21 protein-coding genes and 1 tRNA gene are annotated in these 19,483 nt (G+C 69.4%); 10 read left to right on the top strand and 12 right to left on the bottom strand.

The genetic code is table 11. The features are described from left to right. Positions 1-4: 4 nt before the first annotated feature. Genes BLT23_RS25065 through BLT23_RS25045 form a run of 5 tightly spaced genes read left to right on the top strand, consistent with a single transcriptional unit; the run spans position 5 to position 6,221 of the window. Positions 5-2,035 carry a bifunctional aldolase/short-chain dehydrogenase gene (locus tag BLT23_RS25065; RefSeq protein ID WP_090052995.1) on the top strand — a complete coding sequence of 677 codons (2,031 nt, stop codon included), beginning with the start codon at positions 5-7 and terminating at the stop codon, positions 2,033-2,035. Next, positions 2,032-3,495, top strand: a complete 1,464-nt coding sequence (locus BLT23_RS25060; protein ID WP_090052729.1) for a rhamnulokinase — start codon at positions 2,032-2,034, stop codon at positions 3,493-3,495. The genes BLT23_RS25065 and BLT23_RS25060 overlap by 4 nt, the downstream gene beginning before the upstream one ends. Beyond that, positions 3,492-4,217 carry a (Fe-S)-binding protein gene (locus BLT23_RS25055; RefSeq protein WP_090052998.1) on the top strand — a complete coding sequence of 242 codons (726 nt, stop codon included), beginning with the start codon at positions 3,492-3,494 and terminating at the stop codon, positions 4,215-4,217. Before BLT23_RS25060 ends, BLT23_RS25055 begins: the two co-directional genes overlap by 4 nt. Positions 4,218-4,228: 11 nt before the next feature. After that, on the top strand, positions 4,229-5,656 hold the full coding sequence (locus BLT23_RS25050; protein ID WP_090052992.1) for a LutB/LldF family L-lactate oxidation iron-sulfur protein: 1,428 nt from the start codon (positions 4,229-4,231) through the stop codon (positions 5,654-5,656). After that, a complete protein-coding gene (locus BLT23_RS25045; protein ID WP_090052727.1) occupies positions 5,643-6,221 on the top strand; it encodes a LutC/YkgG family protein in 579 nt (192 codons plus the stop codon). Before BLT23_RS25050 ends, BLT23_RS25045 begins: the two co-directional genes overlap by 14 nt. A gap of 4 nt (positions 6,222-6,225) precedes the next feature. On the opposite strand, the gene BLT23_RS25040 is transcribed toward BLT23_RS25045, so the two are convergent. The 4 genes from BLT23_RS25040 to BLT23_RS25025 all read right to left on the bottom strand — a co-directional run bounded on the left by BLT23_RS25040 (position 6,226) and on the right by BLT23_RS25025 (position 9,365). Beyond that, positions 6,226-7,200, bottom strand: a complete 975-nt coding sequence (locus tag BLT23_RS25040; RefSeq protein WP_281248891.1) for a LacI family DNA-binding transcriptional regulator — start codon at positions 7,198-7,200, stop codon at positions 6,226-6,228. 514 nt (positions 7,201-7,714) lie between these two features. After that, positions 7,715-8,725, bottom strand: coding sequence for a tyrosine-type recombinase/integrase (locus BLT23_RS25035; protein WP_245744147.1), 1,011 nt, complete (start codon positions 8,723-8,725; stop codon positions 7,715-7,717). Next, entirely contained in the window at positions 8,722-9,039 is a 318-nt protein-coding gene (locus BLT23_RS25030; RefSeq protein ID WP_090052720.1) for an AbrB/MazE/SpoVT family DNA-binding domain-containing protein, read from the bottom strand. Before BLT23_RS25030 ends, BLT23_RS25035 begins: the two co-directional genes overlap by 4 nt. A gap of 243 nt (positions 9,040-9,282) precedes the next feature. After that, positions 9,283-9,365 (bottom strand) — tRNA-Leu (locus tag BLT23_RS25025). Between the two features lie 272 nt (positions 9,366-9,637). On the opposite strand from BLT23_RS25025, the gene BLT23_RS25020 reads away from it, so the two are divergent. Next, on the top strand, positions 9,638-9,982 hold the full coding sequence (locus tag BLT23_RS25020; RefSeq protein ID WP_090052989.1) for a hypothetical protein: 345 nt from the start codon (positions 9,638-9,640) through the stop codon (positions 9,980-9,982). A 100-nt stretch (positions 9,983-10,082) separates the two neighbouring features. Next, positions 10,083-11,564 carry a flavin monoamine oxidase family protein gene (locus BLT23_RS25015; protein WP_342713695.1) on the top strand — a complete coding sequence of 494 codons (1,482 nt, stop codon included), beginning with the start codon at positions 10,083-10,085 and terminating at the stop codon, positions 11,562-11,564. A gap of 369 nt (positions 11,565-11,933) precedes the next feature. Here the strand turns inward: BLT23_RS25015 and BLT23_RS25010 are convergent, their stop codons facing one another. Genes BLT23_RS25010 through BLT23_RS40945 form a run of 4 tightly spaced genes read right to left on the bottom strand, consistent with a single transcriptional unit; the run spans position 11,934 to position 14,341 of the window. Then, the gene (locus BLT23_RS25010; RefSeq protein ID WP_090052716.1) at positions 11,934-12,878 is read right to left on the bottom strand and encodes an ABC transporter permease subunit; all 945 of its coding nucleotides are present in this window, start codon (positions 12,876-12,878) and stop codon (positions 11,934-11,936) included. After that, positions 12,875-13,741, bottom strand: a complete 867-nt coding sequence (locus BLT23_RS25005; RefSeq protein WP_090052714.1) for an ABC transporter ATP-binding protein — start codon at positions 13,739-13,741, stop codon at positions 12,875-12,877. Before BLT23_RS25005 ends, BLT23_RS25010 begins: the two co-directional genes overlap by 4 nt. Then, the gene (locus BLT23_RS25000; RefSeq protein ID WP_090052712.1) at positions 13,738-14,133 is read right to left on the bottom strand and encodes a GntR family transcriptional regulator; all 396 of its coding nucleotides are present in this window, start codon (positions 14,131-14,133) and stop codon (positions 13,738-13,740) included. Before BLT23_RS25000 ends, BLT23_RS25005 begins: the two co-directional genes overlap by 4 nt. Positions 14,134-14,188: 55 nt before the next feature. After that, positions 14,189-14,341: a hypothetical protein gene (locus BLT23_RS40945; protein WP_176946908.1), complete on the bottom strand. Its 153-nt coding sequence runs from the start codon at positions 14,339-14,341 to the stop codon at positions 14,189-14,191. A gap of 68 nt (positions 14,342-14,409) precedes the next feature. Here BLT23_RS40945 and BLT23_RS24995 point away from each other — a divergent pair, with 68 nt between their 5' ends. The 3 genes from BLT23_RS24995 to BLT23_RS24985 are packed head-to-tail and all read left to right on the top strand — an operon-like array spanning position 14,410 to position 16,047. Continuing rightward, on the top strand, positions 14,410-14,724 hold the full coding sequence (locus tag BLT23_RS24995; RefSeq protein ID WP_143036026.1) for a hypothetical protein: 315 nt from the start codon (positions 14,410-14,412) through the stop codon (positions 14,722-14,724). Positions 14,725-14,742: 18 nt separating this feature from the next. Further along, positions 14,743-15,078, top strand: coding sequence for a hypothetical protein (locus tag BLT23_RS24990; protein WP_090052708.1), 336 nt, complete (start codon positions 14,743-14,745; stop codon positions 15,076-15,078). Positions 15,079-15,111: 33 nt separating this feature from the next. Then, positions 15,112-16,047 (top strand): prenyltransferase/squalene oxidase repeat-containing protein, encoded by a 936-nt coding sequence (locus BLT23_RS24985; protein WP_425434408.1) that lies wholly within the window; start codon positions 15,112-15,114, stop codon positions 16,045-16,047. Here BLT23_RS24985 and BLT23_RS24980 read toward each other — a convergent pair. From BLT23_RS24980 to BLT23_RS24965, 4 genes are read right to left on the bottom strand one after another with little or no spacing between them, the layout of a single operon-like run. Next, entirely contained in the window at positions 16,044-16,649 is a 606-nt protein-coding gene (locus BLT23_RS24980) for a response regulator transcription factor (RefSeq protein ID WP_090052706.1), read from the bottom strand. The two genes, BLT23_RS24985 and BLT23_RS24980, sit on opposite strands and share 4 nt — an antisense overlap. Beyond that, complete coding sequence (locus BLT23_RS24975) at positions 16,646-17,800, bottom strand: sensor histidine kinase (RefSeq protein WP_218133876.1); 1,155 nt, start codon at positions 17,798-17,800, stop codon at positions 16,646-16,648. The genes BLT23_RS24980 and BLT23_RS24975 overlap by 4 nt, the downstream gene beginning before the upstream one ends. Beyond that, positions 17,782-18,489: an ABC transporter permease gene (locus BLT23_RS24970; RefSeq protein WP_090052704.1), complete on the bottom strand. Its 708-nt coding sequence runs from the start codon at positions 18,487-18,489 to the stop codon at positions 17,782-17,784. Before BLT23_RS24970 ends, BLT23_RS24975 begins: the two co-directional genes overlap by 19 nt. Next, positions 18,486-19,370, bottom strand: a complete 885-nt coding sequence (locus tag BLT23_RS24965) for an ABC transporter ATP-binding protein (protein WP_090052982.1) — start codon at positions 19,368-19,370, stop codon at positions 18,486-18,488. Before BLT23_RS24965 ends, BLT23_RS24970 begins: the two co-directional genes overlap by 4 nt. Between the last annotated feature and the right edge of the window lie 113 nt (positions 19,371-19,483).

The raw sequence follows: 19,483 nt of genomic DNA, 5'->3' as shown, positions 1-19,483 counted from the left end.
CACCATGACCGTGCCCGAACAGCTCATCGCGCGCAGCAACGCGCTCGGCGCCGACCCGCGCAACACCAACTACGCCGGTGGCAACACCTCGGCGAAAGGCGTCACGACCGACCCGGTGACTGGTTCGCTCGCGGAACTGTTGTGGGTCAAGGGATCCGGCGGTGACCTCGGCACGCTGACCGAGACAGGGCTGGCCGTGCTGCGGTTGGACCGGCTCCGTGCGCTCGTCGACATCTACCCCGGGGTCGAGCGTGAGGACGAGATGGTCGCCGCGTTCGACTTCTGCCTGCACGGCCGGGGCGGTGCGGCGCCCTCGATCGACACGGCCATGCACGGCTTGGTCGACGCGGCACACGTCGACCACCTGCACCCGGACTCCGGCATCGCGCTCGCCACCGCCGCCGACGGTGCCGCCCTGACGAAGGAGTGCTTCGGCGACCGCGTCGTCTGGGTGGACTGGCGGCGCCCCGGTTTCCAGTTGGGGCTGGACATCGCCGCGGTCAAGGCGGCCAACCCGCAGGCGATCGGCGTCATCCTCGGCGGGCACGGCATCACCGCCTGGGGAGCCACTTCCGAGGAATGCCGGCAGAACTCGCTGGAGATCATCCGGACCGCCGAGAGGTTCCTGGTCGAGCGCGGTTGCGCGGAGCCGTTCGGTGCGGTGGTACCAGGCTTCGAGGCCCTGCTCGAAACCGACCGGCGGGCTCGTGCGGCGGCACTCGCGCCGTTGATCCGCGGACTCGCCTCGACCGACCAGCGCGTGGTCGGGCACTACACCGACTCGGAGGCCGTGCTCGACTTCCTCTCGCGGGAAAAGCTGGGACCGCTGGCCGAACTGGGAACCTCGTGCCCCGACCACTTCCTGCGGACCAAGGTCCGCCCACTCGTGGTGGACCTGCCGGGCACCGCACCGCTGGAGGACGTGATCGCGCGGCTCAAGCAGCTGCACGCGGACTACCGCGACTCCTACCGCGCCTACTACGAGCGACACGCGACCGCGGACTCCCCAGCGATGCGCGGTGCTGATCCGGCGATCGTGCTGGTTCCCGGCGTCGGCATGTTCTCGTTCGGACGCGACAAGCAGACGGCGCGCGTGGCCGGTGAGTTCTACGTCAACGCCATCAACGTCATGCGCGGCGCCGAGGCCGTGTCCTCCTACGCACCCATCCCGGAAAGCGAGAAGTTCCGGATCGAGTACTGGGCGCTGGAAGAAGCCAAGCTGCAGCGGATGCCGAAGCCGAAACCCCTCGCCGGGCGGATCGCCCTCGTGACCGGTGCGGGCTCGGGCATCGGCAGGGCAATCGCCCTGCGGCTCGCCGCCGAGGGTGCCTGCGTGGCGATCGCCGACCTCGACGCCGCAGCCGCTGCCAGGACAGCCGCCGAGATCGGTTCCACGGACCACGCCGTTGCGATCACCGCGGACGTCACCGACACCGGCGCCGTGCAGGCGGCAGTGGACGCCACCACGTTGGCGTTCGGCGGGCTCGACCTGGTCGTGAACAACGCCGGCCTGTCGATCTCGAAGCCGTTGCTGGAGACCACCGACCGCGACTGGGACCTGCAGCACGACGTGATGGCCAAGGGTTCGTTCCTGGTCTCCAGGGCCTCGGCGAAAGCGATGGTCGAACAGGGCATCGGTGGCGACATCGTCTACATCTCGTCGAAGAACTCCGTGTTCGCCGGGCCGAACAACGTCGCCTACGGCGCCGCGAAAGCAGACCAGGCCCACCAGGTCCGGCTGCTGGCCGCCGAGCTCGGCGCCCACGGCATCCGGGTCAACGGGGTCAACCCCGATGGCGTGGTGCAGGGCTCCGGCATCTTCGCCGGCGGCTGGGGAGCCCAGCGCGCCGCCGTGTACGGCGTGCCGGAGGAGGAGCTGGGCGCGTTCTATGCCCAGCGCACGCTGCTCAAGCGCGAGGTGTTGCCCGAGCACGTCGCCGCCGCCGTGTTCGCGCTCACCGGCGGCGACCTCGTCCAGACCACCGGCCTGCACATCCCCGTCGACGCGGGCGTGGCCGCGGGATTCCTGCGATGACCGTGCGCGTCGCGGCTGTCGACCTGGGCGCCACCAGCGGCAGGGTCATGGTGGGCACAGTCGGCACCGGCCGGCTCGTGCTCGAGGAAGCGCACCGGTTCCCGAACGGGCCGGTGCGCGTGGCCGGCCGCCAGAAGCCGACCCTGCACTGGGACGTCCTGGGCATCTACGCGAAGGTCCTGGAAGGGATCCGGGCCGCCCACGCACAGACCCCGGTCGACGCGATCGGCATCGACTCCTGGGCGGTCGACTACGGTCTGCTCGCTGCCGACGGGACGATGCTCGGCAACCCGGTGCACTACCGGGACGACCGGACCGACGGTGTCATCGACCAGGTGCGCCTGGTCGTGCCGGACCGCGACCTCTACACCACCACAGGGATCCAGCAGCTCCCGTTCAACACGCTGTACCAGCTGGTGTCCGAGCTCGACGGTCCACGGCTGCGCCACGCCTCGACGATGCTGATGGTTCCCGACCTGCTCGCCTACTGGCTGACCGGGCAGATCGGCGCCGAACACACGAACGCGTCGACGACCCAGCTCTACGACGTGCGCACCCGCTCTTGGGCAACCGGGCTCGCCGATGCGGTGGGCGTGCCGCGCGGGCTGTTCCCGCCACTGCGGTCAGCTGGGGACGTGATCGGCCCGTTGCTGCCGGAAGTCGCCGGGGAGGCTGGCTTGCCGACCCTCCCGGTGATCGCGGTCGGCTCCCACGACACGGCCTCCGCGGTCGTGGGAGTTCCCGCGGAACCGGGAACCAACTTCGCCTACATCTCCTCTGGCACGTGGTCGTTGGTTGGTGTCGAGCTGGACGCACCCGTGCTGTCGGATGCCGCGATGGCGGCCAACTTCACCAACGAGGTGGGAGTGGACGGCAAGATCCGCTTCCTGCGCAACGTGATGGGCCTGTGGGTGTTGTCCGAGTGCGTGCGGGCGTGGCGCGCTCGCGGCTTCGAGGTGAACCTGCCGGACCTGCTCGCCCAGGCGGCCGAGGTACCACCGTTGCGTGCTGTGGTGGACATCAACACACCGGAGTTCTTCCCGCCTGGTGACATGCCCGCCAGGATCGAGAACGCGTGCAGGGCAACGGAGCAGGAACCCCCGGCCAGCCCGGCGGAGTTCGTGCGGTGCGTTCTCGACAGCCTGGCGCTGGCCTACCGGCGCGCGGTGCGCGAGGTCGCGGATGTGACCGGCCGTCCGGTCGACGTCGTGCACGTCGTCGGGGGAGGAGCTCGCAACGAACTGCTCTGCCAGCTGACCGCCGACGCCTGCGGCGTGCCCGTCGTGGCCGGCCCCGTGGAGGCGACGGCGCTCGGCAACGTGCTCGTGCAAGCCCGCGCCCTCGGTGAGGACTTGCCGGACCTGGCCTCGATGCGCGCGTTGATCCGCAGCACCCACCCGGTGCGCAGGTACACCCCTTCGGCGCGGACAGCGCTGTGGAGCGGGGCGGAGGTGCCGTGAAGGTCGCGCTCCTGGTCACCTGCGTCAACGACGCGCTGTTCCCCGAGACCGGCAAGTCCGTCGTCCGGTTGCTGCGCCGGCTCGGGGTCGACGTGGACTTCCCGGACGCGCAGACGTGCTGCGGTCAGCCGATGGTGAACACCGGCTACCTCGACGAGGCCGTGCCCGTCGTGCGCACTTTCGCCAAGGCGTTCGACGGGTACGACGCGATCGTCACGCCGTCCGGTTCGTGCGCCGGGTCGGTCCGGCACCAGCACGGGATCGTGGCTCGCCGGGGCAATGACGAACGGCTCGCAGCGGCCTCGTCGAAGGTGTTCGAGCTGTCCGAGTTCCTCGTCGACGTACTGGGCGTCGAGGACGTCGGCGCCTACTTCCCACACCGCGTCACCTACCACCCGACCTGCCACTCGCTGCGGATGCTGCGGGTCGGTGACCGGCCGTTGCGCCTGCTGCGGGCTGTTCGCGGCATCGACCTGGTCGAGCTGCCCGCAGCGGACGAATGCTGCGGGTTCGGCGGCACCTTCGCCCTCAAGAACACCGACACCTCCGTCGCGATGGGGGCCGACAAGGCACGGCACGTCCGGGAAACCGGCGCCGAGGTCCTCGTCGCGGGCGACAACTCCTGTCTCATGCACATAGGAGGCCTGCTCTCACGACAGCGCTCCGGAGTGAAGGTGATGCACTTGGCCGACGTCCTGGCCGGCACGGAGGGGGAGCGGTGACGTTCCTCGGCATGCCGCCGTTTCCCCAGGCAGCCCGCGAAGCCCTCGGCGACACGCAGCTCAGGCGGAACCTCGCTCACGCCACAGCCACCATCCGCGCCAAGCGCGCGGCGGTGGTCGCCGAGGTGCCGGAGTGGGAAGAGCTGCGCCGAGCCGGCGCCGCCATCAAGGACAACACCCTTCGGCAACTCGACCGGCACCTCCTCCGGCTGGAACGGTCGCTGACCGATCATGGAGTCACGGTCCACTGGGCGCGGGACGCCGCCGAGGCGTGCGACGTGGTCGGTCGCATCGCACGCAGCCACGGTGTCGACGAAGTGGTCAAGGTCAAGTCCATGGCAACGCAGGAGATCGGGCTCAACGAGGCGCTCGCCGCCCAAGGCGTCACCGCGTGGGAAACCGATCTCGCCGAGCTCGTCGTGCAACTCGGTGACGACCTGCCCAGCCACATCCTGGTGCCCGCGATCCACCGCAACCGCGCGGAGATCCGCGAGATCTTCCTGTCCAAGATGGAGGGAACCGATCCTGAGCTGAGCGATGAACCAGCCGAGCTGGCGGCAGCGGCCCGGCGGCACCTGCGGCAGAAGTTCCTCTCGGCGAGGATGGCGGTCTCCGGCGCGAACTTCGCCGTCGCCGACACCGGAACGCTCGTGGTCGTCGAGTCCGAGGGCAACGGCCGGATGTGCCTCACCCTGCCGGAGATCCTCGTGTCGGTCGTCGGCATCGAGAAGGTCGTGCCCACGTGGGCCGATCTGGACGTGTTCCTCCAGCTCCTGCCGCGGTCGAGCACCGGCGAGCGGATGAACCCGTACACCTCCACGTGGTCCGGTGTGACCCCGGGCGACGGACCGCAGGAGATGCACGTCGTCCTGCTGGACAACGGCCGTACCCGCGCACTGGCCGACGAGATCGGCCGTCAGGCGTTGCGGTGCATCCGGTGTTCCGCCTGTCTCAACGTCTGCCCGGTGTACGAGAGGACCGGCGGGCACGCGTACGGGTCCGTCTACCCCGGTCCTATCGGGGCGATCCTCAACCCGTTGCTCAAAGGTGTGGGAACGGACGCCCAGACCGACTCCCTGCCCTACGCGTCGAGTCTGTGCGGTGCCTGCTTCGACGCCTGTCCGGTCCGCATCGACATCCCCGAGGTGTTGGTTCACCTGCGGTCGCAGGTCGTCGACGTCCGACGCGGACCACGACCGCACGCCGAGGCGGTGGCGATGAAGGCGGCGTCGTGGACGCTGGCCAGGTCAGGTCGGCTGCGGATCGCCGAACGCGTGTCAGCCGTGTTCAGCAGGCTGGGCCGGAGGCGACTTCCCGGTGGGCGGCGCGCTGTGACGAGACTGCCCTGGCCCGGTTCGCTGTGGACGGATGCCCGCGACCTCCCGGCGCCACCGGCGGAGTCGTTCAGGAAGTGGTGGAGGCGCGATGAACGCTCGTGACGAGATCCTGGCCGCGGCCCGCGGTGCACTTGCGCAGGCCCGGTCGGAGGAGAGCGAGGTGCCCGGCGTTCACCGGAAGCCGGTCAAGCTGCCGGACCTGGTCGGGCTCTTCGTCGAGCGGGTCGCCGACTACGGCGTGGTCGTGCGCCGGTGTGCGGAATCCGAGGTGGCCGGCGCGATCGCGGAAGCCCTCGCCGACGCGAGGACCGTCGCGGTGCCGGACGGGTTTCCCCACCCGGTCACCGGACCGGCGCCGTCCGGCCCGCGCACCGCCGATGCCGTGGTGACCACGGTGGCCATCGGCATCGCCGAGACGGGAACCGTGGTGCTCGACCACGGACCTGGCCAGGGTCCCAGGGTCTTCTCCCTGCTGCCGGACATCCACGTCTGCGTCGTGCGCGGCGACCAGATCGTGCCCGGCGTGCCGGCCGCGATCGCGGGACTGGATCCGCTGCGCGCCCAGACCTGGATCAGCGGCCCGAGCGCGACCAGCGACATCGAGCTCGACCGGGTGGAAGGCGTGCACGGACCGAGAAGCCTGCGGGTGGTCGTCGTCGACGCGTGATCCGTCAGGACGCGGTGGACTCGCGAGCGACCACCGCCGTCGCGGCGTCGACACCATCGCCGGACAGCGGCTGACCGGTGGCCGCGTGGAGTGCCAGTTCGGCCAGGTGTCGTCCAAGGCCCGCGTAGTCGATCCGGATGCTCGAGATCGAGGGGACGAACAACGCGGTGTACGGACTGTCGTCGTGCCCGATGACGGCGAGGTCGGCCGGAACGTCCCGGCCCGCGCGGATGGCGGCGCCGATCACCCTGGCAGCGCTGTCGTCGTTGTAGGCCACGACTCCCGTCACGTCCCCCCGCAACCAGTCCTGGACCGCCTGCCCCGCAGCGTCCGGGCTGCCGTCGACGGTTCGGACGACGAGCGGAGGCAACCCCGAGGCCGCAGCGGCTTCCTGGGCCGCTGCCAGCCGGGACTCGACCAGGCCGGACACTCGCGAGTCACTCGTCGCGGCGAACCCGAGGCGCTCGTGCCCGCGGGCACGCAGGTGCTCGACTTGCAAACGCGGGCCGTCGTGCAGACCGAGCGGGTCAGGCGTCGACGGGTTCGGCTCCAGCCCCGGGACGATCTTCGTGACACCGCAGCCCTGCATCGCCGTAACGTCGTCAGGGGTGAACGGCGCAAAGCCCACCACCACTTCTGGATCGAGCAGCTCCCAGAGCGGGCGCGCCGTCCCCACCGGATGATGCGTCTGGGTGACGAGCGAGTACCCGGCCTCTTCCAGGGTGTGCGAGGCCTCCTCGACGCACTTGCTGACGCTGAAGTCGACCGGCCAGTCCGGGATGATCAGCAGGATCAGCCTGCTGCTGCCGCGACGTAGTGCCTGGGCGGCCGTGTGCGGCCGATAACCGAGGCGCGCGGCCTCCGCCAGGACGCGGTCCCTGGTCGCCTCGGAAATCCTCTGCTCGGTCGTTCCGTTGAGCACGAATCCCACCGTTGCCCTGGAAAGACCCAACGACCGCGCGACGTCCGCGGCTGTCACCCGCTTGCCCGCTTTCGTCCCCAACGTCCACCCTCTCGCCCCACGGCCACTTGCACGTGCTAGCTGTGAGATTAGCACCCAGGAGCAGCGTTTCGCTTCGCTGCGAACTGTTCGGTGGCGCCGCAGCCATTGCCGACGAAATCCTCGCGAGCCCGGCGTGGATCGGTCGAACGTCCTGATCGAGGCTTCTCGCCGGTGGCTACCAGAGCTGCGTGACCGTCGGCGAGAAGCGGCGACAGTGGAAGTCAATGGCCGTTGGCGGCAATGGCGACATGCTTCCACTGCTCCCAGGTGTTCAACCGGGACTGGTAGAGGCTTGGGCCGCGTTTGCCCACATCTACCTCCCGTCGGCTATCAACTGGGATGGCTGCTGTCTGCTGGGCGCGTCGCCAACCAAAGTCAGATGTACTGGGCCACTATGGCCAGATGCAGGACCGATCCGGTGATGTGGTGAGGCTGACGGGCCCTGGGCTGGATCGCTACGTCGTGCGATCCAGCCCAGGGGATCGACTGGTTATGTCAGTGGGTGGTGTTCTCCGGTGAGGGTGGCGAGTGCGGTGGCGACTTCTTCGAGGGTGGCGCGGATGTAGGTGGTGGTGCTGCCCGCGTCGCTGTTGGAGTCGTTGTGCCCGGCATAAGCACGGGCCACCGCGTAGCCGAAATGCCGTTCGACCCAGGTCAGGGTGGTGTAGCGGAGCCAGTGGGTGCTGACGCCCTGCTTCCCCGCCCAGGCCAACTGTTGGCCGACGCGGTTCCACAGGTAGTCGTAGCGGTGGTAGGTGATCTGGCTGCCGTTGGCGTTGCGCAGCAGCCGCCCGTTCATCGGCGCGCCGCGATGCTCGACGTGTTGCAGGAGATGCCACATCAGCGTGGGGGAGACCGGTTGCCAGCGTGAGGTCTCGCCCTTCTCACGCAGATAAACCAGGCACTGCTCCTGGTCGAGATCTTTCGGTCGCAGGGCGAGGGCGCCACCACGCCGGGCTGCGGTTTCGGTGTGGAATCGGACGATCAGCGAGTCCAACTGCGGATCGTTGCCGGTGGTGGCGACGACATCGTTGAGTTGGTCCATCTGTTTGCCGGACAGGGCCCGTCGGTTGCTGGGTTGACGTCGGGGTTTGGCTACCTTTGCTGCGGGGTTGGAGCGTTCGTCGATGAGTTCGTCGTCGACGGCGTGGCGGTAGAGGCAGCGCAGGGCGGCGATGAGGTGTTCGGCGGCGGAGTTGCCGTTGCGGGTGTTGCGTCGGACGGTGAGGTTGGCCTTGAGGTGCTGCACCAGGCGCTGGATGTCGGTCGGGGTGCGGTCGCTGAGCGAGACGTCCGCCCACTGTTCGAGCACGCGGTTCCAGTAGGGCGTGTAGGCGCGGCGCGTTCCGTCGCTGACTGCGGCCGCCACGACAGGGATGTACTCGGCGAACGTGGGTGCCGGCGGTTTCACCGACCTGAGCAGGTCCTCGGCGGTGACGCCCATCCGGTCCAAGACCAGTCGGGCGGCTTCCAGTTCAGCTTGGGTGGGTGCGCCGGTCACTGATCCTCACCTCCCGGCAGGGCGGGTAGGAGCAGTTCGTCCAGGGCACGTGGCGGAAAGGCGGTCAGGGTGTGGTGGTCGAGGTGGGCGGTGAGCAGGACCCGGTCGCCGACGACGATGCCGACCGCGCGGCGGGCTTGGGCGGGGAGGCGGAGGTAGACCTGTGCGCTCAGCTTGACGACACCGTGCGGGTCGGCGGTGACGACGAGCAGGCCGTCGTGTTCACGGATGCTCAACCGGGTGCTGCCGTCCCACCCCAGCGCGGCCGTGATGTGCCGGTCAGCGACCCGGCCGCGGTCGTCGACCGTGGCCATTCCGTACACGACGTTGGTCGAGCGGGGAGGCTTGGAAACGGGTACGGAGATAAGGGGGAGTGGCTGGCCGACAAAGCGCTGAGAGATATCCGCGGGACCCGCCGGAGTAACGGTGGGGATGAGAGGGCGGATATAGGAGCGGGTCATCGGACACCACCCGTTCGTGGTGCCGAGACGCGAAACAGGTGCTCAAGTAGACCTGAGCACCTGTCACGTAGTTGTGGCAAACTTGCCACTTTTGCGTGTCCGAGGGGGGACTTGAACCCCCACCCCCTTGCGGGGACTAGCACCTCAAGCTAGCGCGTCTGCCATTCCGCCACCCGGACGTATTCAGTTCCGCCTCGGCTCTCGCCGTGGTGTGTGCATAGATTACATGATCGTCGTCGCGCGCCAAAATCGGGGGTTCCGCACGGCGTTTGTGCAGGTGAGAGCACCAGGGTTGCGGCAAGGAGGCAGTGTCTGTTCGGGTGGTGGTTCGCTGGCGAGGTGTTGGACGGGCTGAGGTGCTTCCCTCCGGTGATCGAGGGCGGCGCGCTGGGCTGGCCGAGAGTGGGCGGCAGCGGAGGCTGCCTGAACGCAGCTCGTTAGGGTGGTCTGCGTGGGCGTTTCTCTTTACTACACGGCTCGTCGTTCGGTGCCGCTGACTGACGGCGAGCTCGCGGCCGTTGGTCGAGTCGTTGACACCTTCAACGCGAACGCGCCGTTCTCGGAAGAAGAGGTGTTGTACCTCTACGACGGGCTGGAGTCCGGAACGGTGCTCGACGGGTCGACCAAGCTGCCCGCCGAGGAAGAGCGGGTGGTGCCGTCGCTGGTGCACTGGCTGGCTGGGGTCACCGCGCTGCGTAGGGCGGTGCCTGACGCTGACTGGGCCTTCACCCTCGACGACTATGAGATCGAGTGGGACGACCGCACCGGCTATGACCTGCCGGGACTCGGCGACTGATCTAACAGGCGTGCGGGCCGTTGGGAGCCGAACCACCCCATCGTGTTGTAGTCGGGCGTTTGATCCCGCAGTACGGTCGAAGTGAGGACGGCCGCCTCTCATACCAGCTCAGGGTGACGATGGAGTGAGAGGTTCGGTCATGGCTGTGGACGTGCTCGACCTGTTGAAGGACGGGTTGCCGGAGAGTTCGGCGCCGAAGCGCCGGGTTGCTGTCGTTGGTGCCGGGATGGCGGGTTTGACGGCTGCCTTGTTGCTCAAGGAAGCCGGGCACGAGGTCACCGTCTTGGAGGGGCAGAACCGGTTGGGTGGGCGCATTCTCACCCACCGTGAGTTCGCTGGCGACATGTACGGCGAGTTCGGCGCTATGCGGTTTCCTGAACAGCACCCGTTGGTGCAGTGGCTCATCAAGGACAAGTTCGGTCTCGAGACCAAGCCCTTTCCGATGTACGACGAGGACACGTTCATCTACCTGCAGGGCAAAGGGGTGCGGCGGCGGGACTTCGACTCGACCTCGTTCGACTTCGACCTGTCGGCGGCGGAGGCCGACAAGGCGCCGCACGAACTGCTTCGGCACACGGTGCAGCCGTTGATCGACGTCATGGAGAGTGAGGGGCAGGAGAAGGCTTGGCAGAAGATCCTTGTCGACTACGACAAGTACACGCTGCTGGGGTATCTCAAGGAGCGCGGGCTTGGTGACGGGGCGTTGTCCATGCTCGGGCCGTTGTTCAACCTCGAGGGGCGCTACCACTTCTCGCTCGTCGAGTGGTTCTCCCACTACTACGAGGATGTTTTCGGCGACCTCTCCTATCTCGTGGACGGGGCTGACTCGCTGCCGCGTGCGTTCGAGCCCTACCTGATGGACAACATCCGGCTCGGTGCGCAGGTGCACGGCATCGACCAGGACGAGAGCGGGGTGCGCGTCTACTACCGGTCGGGGCGGCGGTCGCACACGGTCGTCGCGGACGAGGTGGTGGTGACTGTGCCGTTCGCGAGCCTGCGGCACATGGAGATCCAGGGGCTTGACCCGGACAAGTGGTATGCGATCCGCAACACCTACTACGGGCGTGCGCACAAACTGTTCATGCAGTTCAGTGAGCGGTGGTGGGAGAGCGCGTACGGCATCACGCACGGGCTCACGGTGACGGACCTGGCCATCCGCAACATCGTCTACCCGCCGGCTGGGCAGGACACCCGTTACCGCAAGGGCGTGATGATCGCGTCCTACTGCTGGGAGCAGGACAGCATGCCCTACACGCCGCTGGCGGGCGAGGAGAGCGTGCAGCAGGCGTTGGAGGACCTGGTCAAGATTCACCCGGAGGCTCGGGACACGTTCGAGTTCGGCGTCTACAAGGACTGGGCGCTGGACTGGTTCGCGTGCGGGATCGGTCCGCTGTTCCGCGCGTTCGAGATGAGCGAGGGCTTCTACGAGGACGTGATCCGGCCGGTGGGGCGGGTGTGGTTCGCCAACGACGCGTGCGACCGGCGGCACCGCCGTTGGGTGGAGGGTGCGCTCAAGGCCGCGGTGAAGAACGCCTTCGCCATCAACGAAGGGCTGCGTGACGAGATGCCCTGGAAGGACTAGGCGTGCTGACGTGACAGGACGTTGCAGGTGGCCTGCCGCCGGCCGAGCGGTGGGCCACCTGGTTCGTGGGTGGTGCCGATGGTCGGCTGGGACGTTTGAGCGCCCACCGGCACCTGATCGGCGACTACCTGCGGGCCATCACCACCATGCGCCTCGGGTGTTCTCGTCGGTCGTGACGTCGGTGATGTTGGTCCGCTCGTCGTGGTGCGCATTTGTGAGGATCGTGCCGTTGAGATTTGCGGCGATGAGGGATCCACGGTCGTGTCTGGCGTGATCGCGAGCGGTGGCCTGGAGGGCGGCGCAGACTGACGCGCCGGGGCGCGGCGAAAGATCACCGGTCGAGAATGGTCCGTGCCGGTGCCGCACGCATCAGATGACGCGGCGCCGCACCCGCCACACCACCACGCCGACCAGGGCCGCCGCGACGGCGATGAACAGGGTCGTCTCGATGAGCTGGAACGTCCAGAACCGGTCGGCCGGGTGGTAGACCCGGTACTGCTGGACGCCCTGTTCGCGCAGGAACTGGGTGAGGGTGGTGCCTGCACGGTTGGCGGCGGACTCCAGGTCGTAGTACTCGGTCGAGCTCAGCCTGCGGCCGTCGGCGTTGGCGTAGCCGTGTTCGATCGTCCAGTCGGTGTTGCCGCTCTTCGGGGCGATGGGTTCTGTGGTGGTGAGCGGTGTGGCGTAGGCGGGGCGGGCCAGCAGTGCCACGCCCATGCGGGCGGCGAGGAAGGCTCCGAACGCGACGCCGAACGCTGGCAGGCTGCGGCGCAGGATCGCGCCTGCGGTGGTGGCGACGGCGAACGCGAACAGCGCGTATGCCACCGGGACGAGTCCTTGCAGGTCGAAGGAGTCGTATTGGAAGCGGCCTTCCCAGGCGTCGAACGGTTGGCGGAACCAGGTGAGTACCGCGGTGAACATGCCGGTTAGTGCGATGGTGACGCCCGCCAGGGCGGTCAGTTTGGCTGTCAGCCAGCGCATTCGCGGAACGGCCTGTGTCCAGGCTAGTTGCCAGGTGCCGTCTTCCAGTTCGCGGGCGAGCAGTGGCGCGCCCAGGAAGGCGCCGATGACGACCGGGACCAGGTAGAAGGCTGCCAGGAGGTTCTCGATGAAGCCGTACTCGTCGTCGAGGCGGCGGAAGGAGGACGTGCAGGCGTCGTCGAGGCCGGCTTGGCCCGCGCAGTGGGCGGGGCCTTGGGGGAACAGGTCGTGGGCCTGTGCCCCGAGCACCAGCAGGGTGATGCCGAAGATGCCGACCAGCAAGCCCAGGACGCAGACCTCGGTGCGGTGCTGGCGCCAGATCAGCCAGGTCATGCCGCCTCCACGGGACGGCGCAGGTACGCGAGCACCAGGTCCTCCAGTGCGACCGGGTGGGCCTGCCAGCCGGGTGCTGTGGGGAGGCCGCCGTCGCGCACCAGCAGGGTTGTGTGCCGGTCGCTGTGGACGGTCTCCACGACGGAGCTGCCTTGAGCGGGATCGGCGGACGTGCGTGGGCCCATCAGCAAGCGGTGCTCGGCGAGGAGGGTGTCGATGTCGCCGGCGAGGGTGACGCGGCCGTTGTTGAGGACGATCAGGTGGTCGCAGACGCGTTCGAGCTCGTGCACCACGTGGGAGGAGAACAGGACGGTCACGTCACCCTCGGCCACGGCGCCCATGAGGGTCTGCAGGAACTCGTGGCGGGCCAACGGGTCGAGGCTGGCCACCGGCTCGTCCAGGACGAGCAGGTCCGGGCGTTTGGCCAGGGCCAGGGCCAGGGCGACCTGGGCCTGTTGGCCGCCGGAGAGCGTGCCCGTCCTGCGGTCGAGCGGGATGCCGAGCTTCGCCAGCCGGCGTTCGGCGAGGTCCTTGTCGAAGCGGAGGTTGCAGGCGCGGCCGAAGCGGAGCATCTCGGCGACGGTGAAGCGCTTGTAGAGCGGATGGTCCTGGGCGAGGAACCCTACGCGGGACAGGGTGTGCGGGGTGCTGGCCGTGACGTCGTGGCCGAGGACCTCGACCATGCCGGTGGTCGGTGCGAGCAATCCGACGGCCAGGCGCAGCAGCGTGGTCTTGCCCGCCCCGTTCGGGCCGACGAGGGCGATCACGCCGCCTGCGGGCAGGGCCAGGGTGCAGTCGCGCAGCGCCCAGCTCTTCCGGTACTGCTTGCCCACCCCTTCGGTGCGCAACGCGAGCTCGGTCACGCCACGCCCTCGTTCCGCGTCTCCTGGTGAACGGACGTGAAGAGCGCGTTGACCGCCTGCTCGTCCAGACCGGCGTCGTAGGCGCGGCGCAGCCAGGTCACGAGGCCGCGGCGCAGGGACGTGTACGTCGATGCCGCCATCACGGCCGACTGCTGCTCGTTGACGAACGTGCCCTGGCCTGGCCGGCCGGTGACCAGGTCTTCCTGTTCCATCTGCCGGTACGCCTTGGCGACGGTGTTCGGGTTGATCGCCAGGTCCTCGACCACCTCGCGGATGAGCGGGAGGCGGTCGCCGGGCTGGAGGAAGCCCAGCAGCACCGCTTGGCGGACCTGCTGGACGAGCTGCAGGTACGGCGGCACGCCGGAGTGGGTGTCGAGCCGGAAGACGAACACGGAAGCCCCTTACTGCTTTGCTAGTACCATAGTAAAGCAGTAAGGGGCTTCCGTGTCACAAGGCGACGACGGCGTTCTGCTGCGCACCGCCGGTGTCCCGGCTGACCACGCCGGTGCCCTGCATGCCGATCGCCGGTTTGACGAGGAACTCGTCCTTGTGGTGCAGCAGGTGCGGGAGGCCGTCGAGGTCGCCGGACGGCTCGGGCACCTGGTGGACTTGAAACCGGTCTCCGGATCGGGGTCCGTTCCGCGCTCGTCACGACGACCGAACGCGCGTTGCGCGTGCTGGACGTGGCCTGGGGCGCGACGCACACGGAGCTGCGGCTCGGGGCGGCCGGGCCCGCGATCATCGAGGTCAACCCCAGGCTGGCCGGCGGCATGATCCCCCGGCTGGTGCACCACGCCCTGGGCGTCGATCTCGTGGGAGGTGTCGTCGGGCGCGCGGTGGGGCACCTGGTCGACATCGTGCCGCGGCGGCACGGGGGTGCGGCGATCCGCTTCCTGGTGGCGGACCGGTCGGGGTGCTCGACCGGGTCGCCGGGGTGGAGGCGGTCGCCGGTCTGGCCGGCGTCGTCGACGTGGGAGAGCTGACGGTCGGCCGGAGGCGGGTTGACCGGCCAGCTCCTGCTGTTCGGTCACAACTACGTGGCCCTGGTGGTGCTGCTGGGGGTGCTCGGCGGGGGACTCGGCCTCGGGTTCAACGCCCTGGTCCACACCCTCACTCAGACGGCTCCGCAGGAGTGGGCAGCCGACATCAGCGCCCTGCTCAACACCTCCACCGAGGTCGCCGCGGCACTGGGCATCTCGGTCTTCGGCGGCCTGTACCTCGTCCTGGCGTCCTCGGGTGACCCGAGCAGCGCGGTGCGCGCGCTCGCGGTCGTCGCCGCGGCTTTGGCGCTCACCGCCCTGGCCGCGGCCCTCGCCGGGCACCGCTCCACCCGCTGAGGAACCGGCGGTTCCTGCACTACGGTCGCGGGCGTGGATGAGCTGATGGGGTGGCTGCTCGACTCCGACCCGGCACTGCGGTGGCAGGTGCAGCGGGACCTGCTGGACGAGCCGGCCGAGGTGTGGCGGGCGACGCGGCGGCGGGTCGCGGTGGAGGGGTTCGGGGCCCGGTTGCTGGCCGAGCAGGGCAGCGACGGCATGTGGGCCGGTGGGGCGTTCTTCCCCGCCGGGTTCGAGCACGGCAAGGAGGAGGGGCAACCCTGGACGGCCACCACGTGGTCGCTGAACTCGTTGCGGGAGTGGGGGCTGGACCCGGCCGTGCTGCGGGAGCGGCGGACTCCGGAGCTGCTCGCGGAGAACTGCCGGTGGGAGTACGACGACCTGCCCTACTGGGGTGGGGAGGTCGACTGCTGCATCAACGCGTGGACGTTGGCCAACGGCGTGTGGCTCGGCGTGGACGTCGAGGGGATCGCCGAGTGGTTCGTCGACCACCAGCTCGCGGACGGCGGGTGGAACTGCGAGTGGGTCGAGGGGTCCACGCGGTCGTCGTTCGCCTCGACCCTCAACTCGCTGAAGGGGTTGCTGGCCCACGAGCGGGCGACGGGTGGGACGCCGCGGACCAGGGAGGCCCGGCTGCGGGGCGAGGAGTACCTGCTGAAGCGGCACCTCTCCCGGCGGTTGTCCACCGGCGAGGTCGTGGGGGAGTGGGCCGGGCAGTTCCGGTCGCCGTTCCGGTGGGGGTACAGCGTTCTCAACGCCCTGGACCACTTCCGGGAGGCGGGGCGGAAGGACGCCAGGGCGGGAGCCGCGGTGGCGATGGTCAAGGGGGCCCGGCAGGCGGACGGGACGTGGTTGCAGGCGGGGCGGCACCCCGGGCGGGTGTGGTTCGAGGTGGACGTGGAGGCGGGGGAGCCGTCGAAGTGGCTGACGTTCCACGCGCTGCGGGTGCTGCGGTGGTGGGAGGCTTAGATCCAGCCCTTGGCCCTGGCGAAGCGGGCGGCCTCGTGGCGGTTCGATGCGCCGGTCTTGCCCACGGCCGAGGACAGGTAGTTGCGGACCGTGCCGGGGGAGAGGGAGGCGCGGCGGGCGATCTCGTCCACCGGGGCGCCTTCCAGAGCCAGTTCCAGGACGTCCGCTTCCCGCGGGGTCAACGGGCTGTCGCCCGCGCTGATGGCCTCGGCGGCGAGGGCAGGATCGACGTACCGGCCGCCGGTGTGGACGGTGCGGACAACCGTGGCCAGGACGTCGGACGACACGGTTTTCGGCAGGAAGCCGCGGACACCCGCCGCCAGCGCCCGTTTCAGGTGACCGGGGCGGCCGTGGCTCGTCACGATCATCGTGCCGCACTCGGGCAGCTCCGCGCCGAGGGCCTGCGCGACGGCCACGCCGTCGAGGTCGGGCATCTGCAGGTCGATCACGGCCACGTCCGGGCGGACCGCCCGTGCCGTCGCCAAAGCCTCGGCGCCGGTCGCGGCCTGCGCCACCACGTCGAGGTCGTCTTCCAGGGACAGCAGAGCGGCCATGGCGCCTCGGATGAGGTGCTCGTCGTCGGCCAGGAGGATGCGGATCACGGGAGCTCCACGGTGAGGACGAAGCGGTCGGGAGCTTCGGGGGCGGCGGTCACGGAGCCGCCCAGTGCCGCGACGCGTTCGGTCAGGCCGGCGAGGCCGCTGCCGTAGCGGAGGGCGGACGTGCCGGCGCCGTCGTTGGACATCGTGAGGACCTTGCCGCGCAACGTTATCGTGCAGGTCGTGGCTTTGCTGTGGCGCAGGACGTTGGTCACGCCCTCGCGGACGGCCCAGCCCAGCGCGCCCGCCTGCTCACCCTCGACGGTGGCCTCGCCGATCACCCGGCAGTCGATGCCCGCGGAGCCGAGCAGGGAGCGGGCACCGGCGAGCTCCACGGACAGGTCGGCGGTGCGGTAGCCGCTGACGACGGCGCGCAGCTCGTCCAGCGACTCCTGGGCGATGCGGCGGACCTCGAGCATCTCGTCGATCGCCGACTCACGCCCGCGGCGCGCCAGCTGGGCGGCCAGGTCGGCCTTCAGCGCCACCGCGGAGAGGTTGCGGCCCACCACGTCGTGCAGGTCGCGGGCGAAGCGCAGGCGCTCCTCGGCGACGGCCAGGTTGGCCCTGACCTCGCGGGAGCGGTCGAGCTCCCAGACCAGTCCGAGCATCCACAGCGTGGTGCGGAACGCGAAGGACAGGAACACGAACATGATCGTGGACGTCACCGCCTGGCCCATGTCCGAGATGAGGAACATGAGAAGGCAGCTGGCCAGGGTCACCGCCATCAACGGCCGGACCGGGCGCAGCGCGGAGAGCGTCGTGATCGTCAGGACCAGGAACAGCACGGCCATGCCGGCCACCGGACCGTGCGGTTCGCCGGGTGGCGGGCGCGGGTGGGCGAGGATCGCGGTGGCCAGCACGGCGGCCGTGAAGGCCAGGTAGCCCAGCAACAGCGAGGTGGGGAACGTGGTCCTGCCCAGGTAGTGCTCGATGCCGAGGTGTGCGAGCCGCACGCCGAGCGCCACGTGCACCAGGACCGCCGCCGAGGCGAGTGCCACGGCGGCGGGTCCGATGTCGTCGGCCAGGCTGAGGATCAGCAGCGGCGGCAGGCACAGGTAGGTCAGGTAGAACGTGACGCGGACCGAGAAGTCGAACCGCGCCGCGTTGCCGCGGGACCGCCACCAGCCGAGCAAGATCACCTCCGTGGGTCCCACCGGAACCAGCGTCGTACAGCGTAGGTGCCGGCGGCGACCCAGGCCGCGAGGACGATCACCGGGCGCAGCACGGGGCCGTCCTGCCAGGCGGCGCGCAGCAGGTCGACGACCGGGTTGAGCGGGAGCAGGTTCAGGACCGTCTGGACGTTCTCCGGCGCGATCGACAGCGGGATCATCAGGCCGGAGCCGAGGAAGCACGCCATCAGCACCGGCAGTGAGGTGATCTGGGCCATCTCCACCGTGCGGGTGAACGCCGAGGACGCGGCGGCGAGCAGGGCGAACAACGCGATGCCACCGGCAACGGCCAGCAGGACGAACCACGGGCGGGACGGCAGGTCGACGCCGGTGATCACCCCCACGACGACGGCGGCCACCACCATCTGCCCGAGCGCGATCACGACGGACGGCAGTGCCGTGCCCAGCAGGATCTCCGGATCGGCCAGCTCACCGACGCGCAGCCGCTTCAGCACGAGCTCCTCGCGCCGGGCGACGAACGTGGTGACCAGGTTGTAGTACACAGCCATCACCAGCACGAACGCGATGATGCCGATGACCAGCGGCACGCCGTCGGCGTCCACGATGGCCAGCAGCGGGATGAGCAACAACGGCAGCACCAGCGAGTTGAACAGCGCGGTCTTGTTGCGCCAGAACAGCTTCAGCTCCGCCTGCCCGACAGCCGTGGCCCTCATGCCGCCTCCTCCGCGATCGCCAGGAACGCCTCTTCGAGCGACGCCGACCGCGCGTCCAAACCGGACAGTGCGACGTCGTGCGCGTGTGCCCAGGAGAGAAGGTCGTGCAAAGTGCGTTGCAGGTCGTTGGTCCGCACGGTCACGCGTCCCGTGCCGTCCGGATCGGCGACCATCGGGAGCTGGACATCTGGCGGTGGCACGAACGTGATCCGGGACGGGTACGCGTCCACCACCTCCGACACCGTGCCCTGCGCGACGATGCGGCCGCGGTGCATGATCGCCAGCCGGTCCGCCAGCGCCTGGGCCTCCTCCAGGTAGTGCGTCGTCAGCAGCACGGTCACCCCCTCCAGCAGGAGCGCCCGGAACAGCTCCCACGTGTTGCGCCTGCTCTCCGGGTCGAGCCCGGTGGTCGGCTCGTCGAGGAACAGCACCTCCGGCTTGCCCAGCAACGCGAGCGCCAGGTCGAGCCGGCGCCGTTCACCCCCGGACAGCTGCTTCACCCGCACCGACGCCCGGTGCGCCAAGTCGACCAGCTCCAGCGCCTCCTCGACGGGCCGCGGCGATGTGAGCGTCCCCGCCCACATCGCCGTCGCCTCCCGCGCCGTCAGGTCCGGCGGGAACCCGCCCTCCTGCAGCATCACGCCGACCCGCGGCCGGACGGCGGCCCGTTCGTGGTACGGGTCGTGGCCGAGCACACGCACGGTCCCCTCTGCCGGGCGTGACAGCCCTTCCACGACCTCGACCGTCGACGTCTTCCCCGCTCCGTTCGTGCCGAGCAGGGCGAACATCTCGCCGCGCTCCACGTCGAACGACACCCCTCGCACGGCCTCGAACCCACCGCTGTACCGGCGGGTCAGGTCGCGCACCTCTATCGCTGTCATGCCATCCACGATCTCCGCCGCGACGGCCGTGCGGCAGTGCGGCACCGCACCAGTTCTCCATGACAGATGTCATGGGGGTGCCACGAAGACGACTGAGCACGGGTGTGTTAGAT

Origin of the sequence: Lentzea fradiae, assembly GCF_900100955.1 — a bacterium.
In the GTDB taxonomy this organism is placed as follows: Bacteria; Actinomycetota; Actinomycetes; order Mycobacteriales; family Pseudonocardiaceae; genus Lentzea; species Lentzea fradiae.
The sequence above is the reverse complement of the archived record's forward strand: the minus strand, read 5'-3'. Positions and strand labels throughout refer to the sequence as shown.

Excerpts from the sequence above, each read along its gene's own strand:
- BLT23_RS25065 (WP_090052995.1), top strand. The coding sequence starts at position 5 with ATGACCGTGCCCGAACAGCTCATCGCGCGCAGCAACGCGCTCGGCGCC.
- BLT23_RS25060 (WP_090052729.1), top strand. The coding sequence starts at position 2,032 with ATGACCGTGCGCGTCGCGGCTGTCGACCTGGGCGCCACCAGCGGCAGG.
- BLT23_RS25050 (WP_090052992.1), top strand. The coding sequence starts at position 4,229 with ATGCCGCCGTTTCCCCAGGCAGCCCGCGAAGCCCTCGGCGACACGCAG.
- BLT23_RS25045 (WP_090052727.1), top strand. The coding sequence starts at position 5,643 with ATGAACGCTCGTGACGAGATCCTGGCCGCGGCCCGCGGTGCACTTGCG.
- BLT23_RS25030 (WP_090052720.1), bottom strand. The coding sequence starts at position 9,039 with ATGGCCACGGTCGACGACCGCGGCCGGGTCGCTGACCGGCACATCACG.
- BLT23_RS25010 (WP_090052716.1), bottom strand. The coding sequence starts at position 12,878 with ATGACCTGGCTGATCTGGCGCCAGCACCGCACCGAGGTCTGCGTCCTG.
- BLT23_RS24970 (WP_090052704.1), bottom strand. The coding sequence starts at position 18,489 with ATGAGGGCCACGGCTGTCGGGCAGGCGGAGCTGAAGCTGTTCTGGCGC.
- BLT23_RS24965 (WP_090052982.1), bottom strand. The coding sequence starts at position 19,370 with ATGACAGCGATAGAGGTGCGCGACCTGACCCGCCGGTACAGCGGTGGG.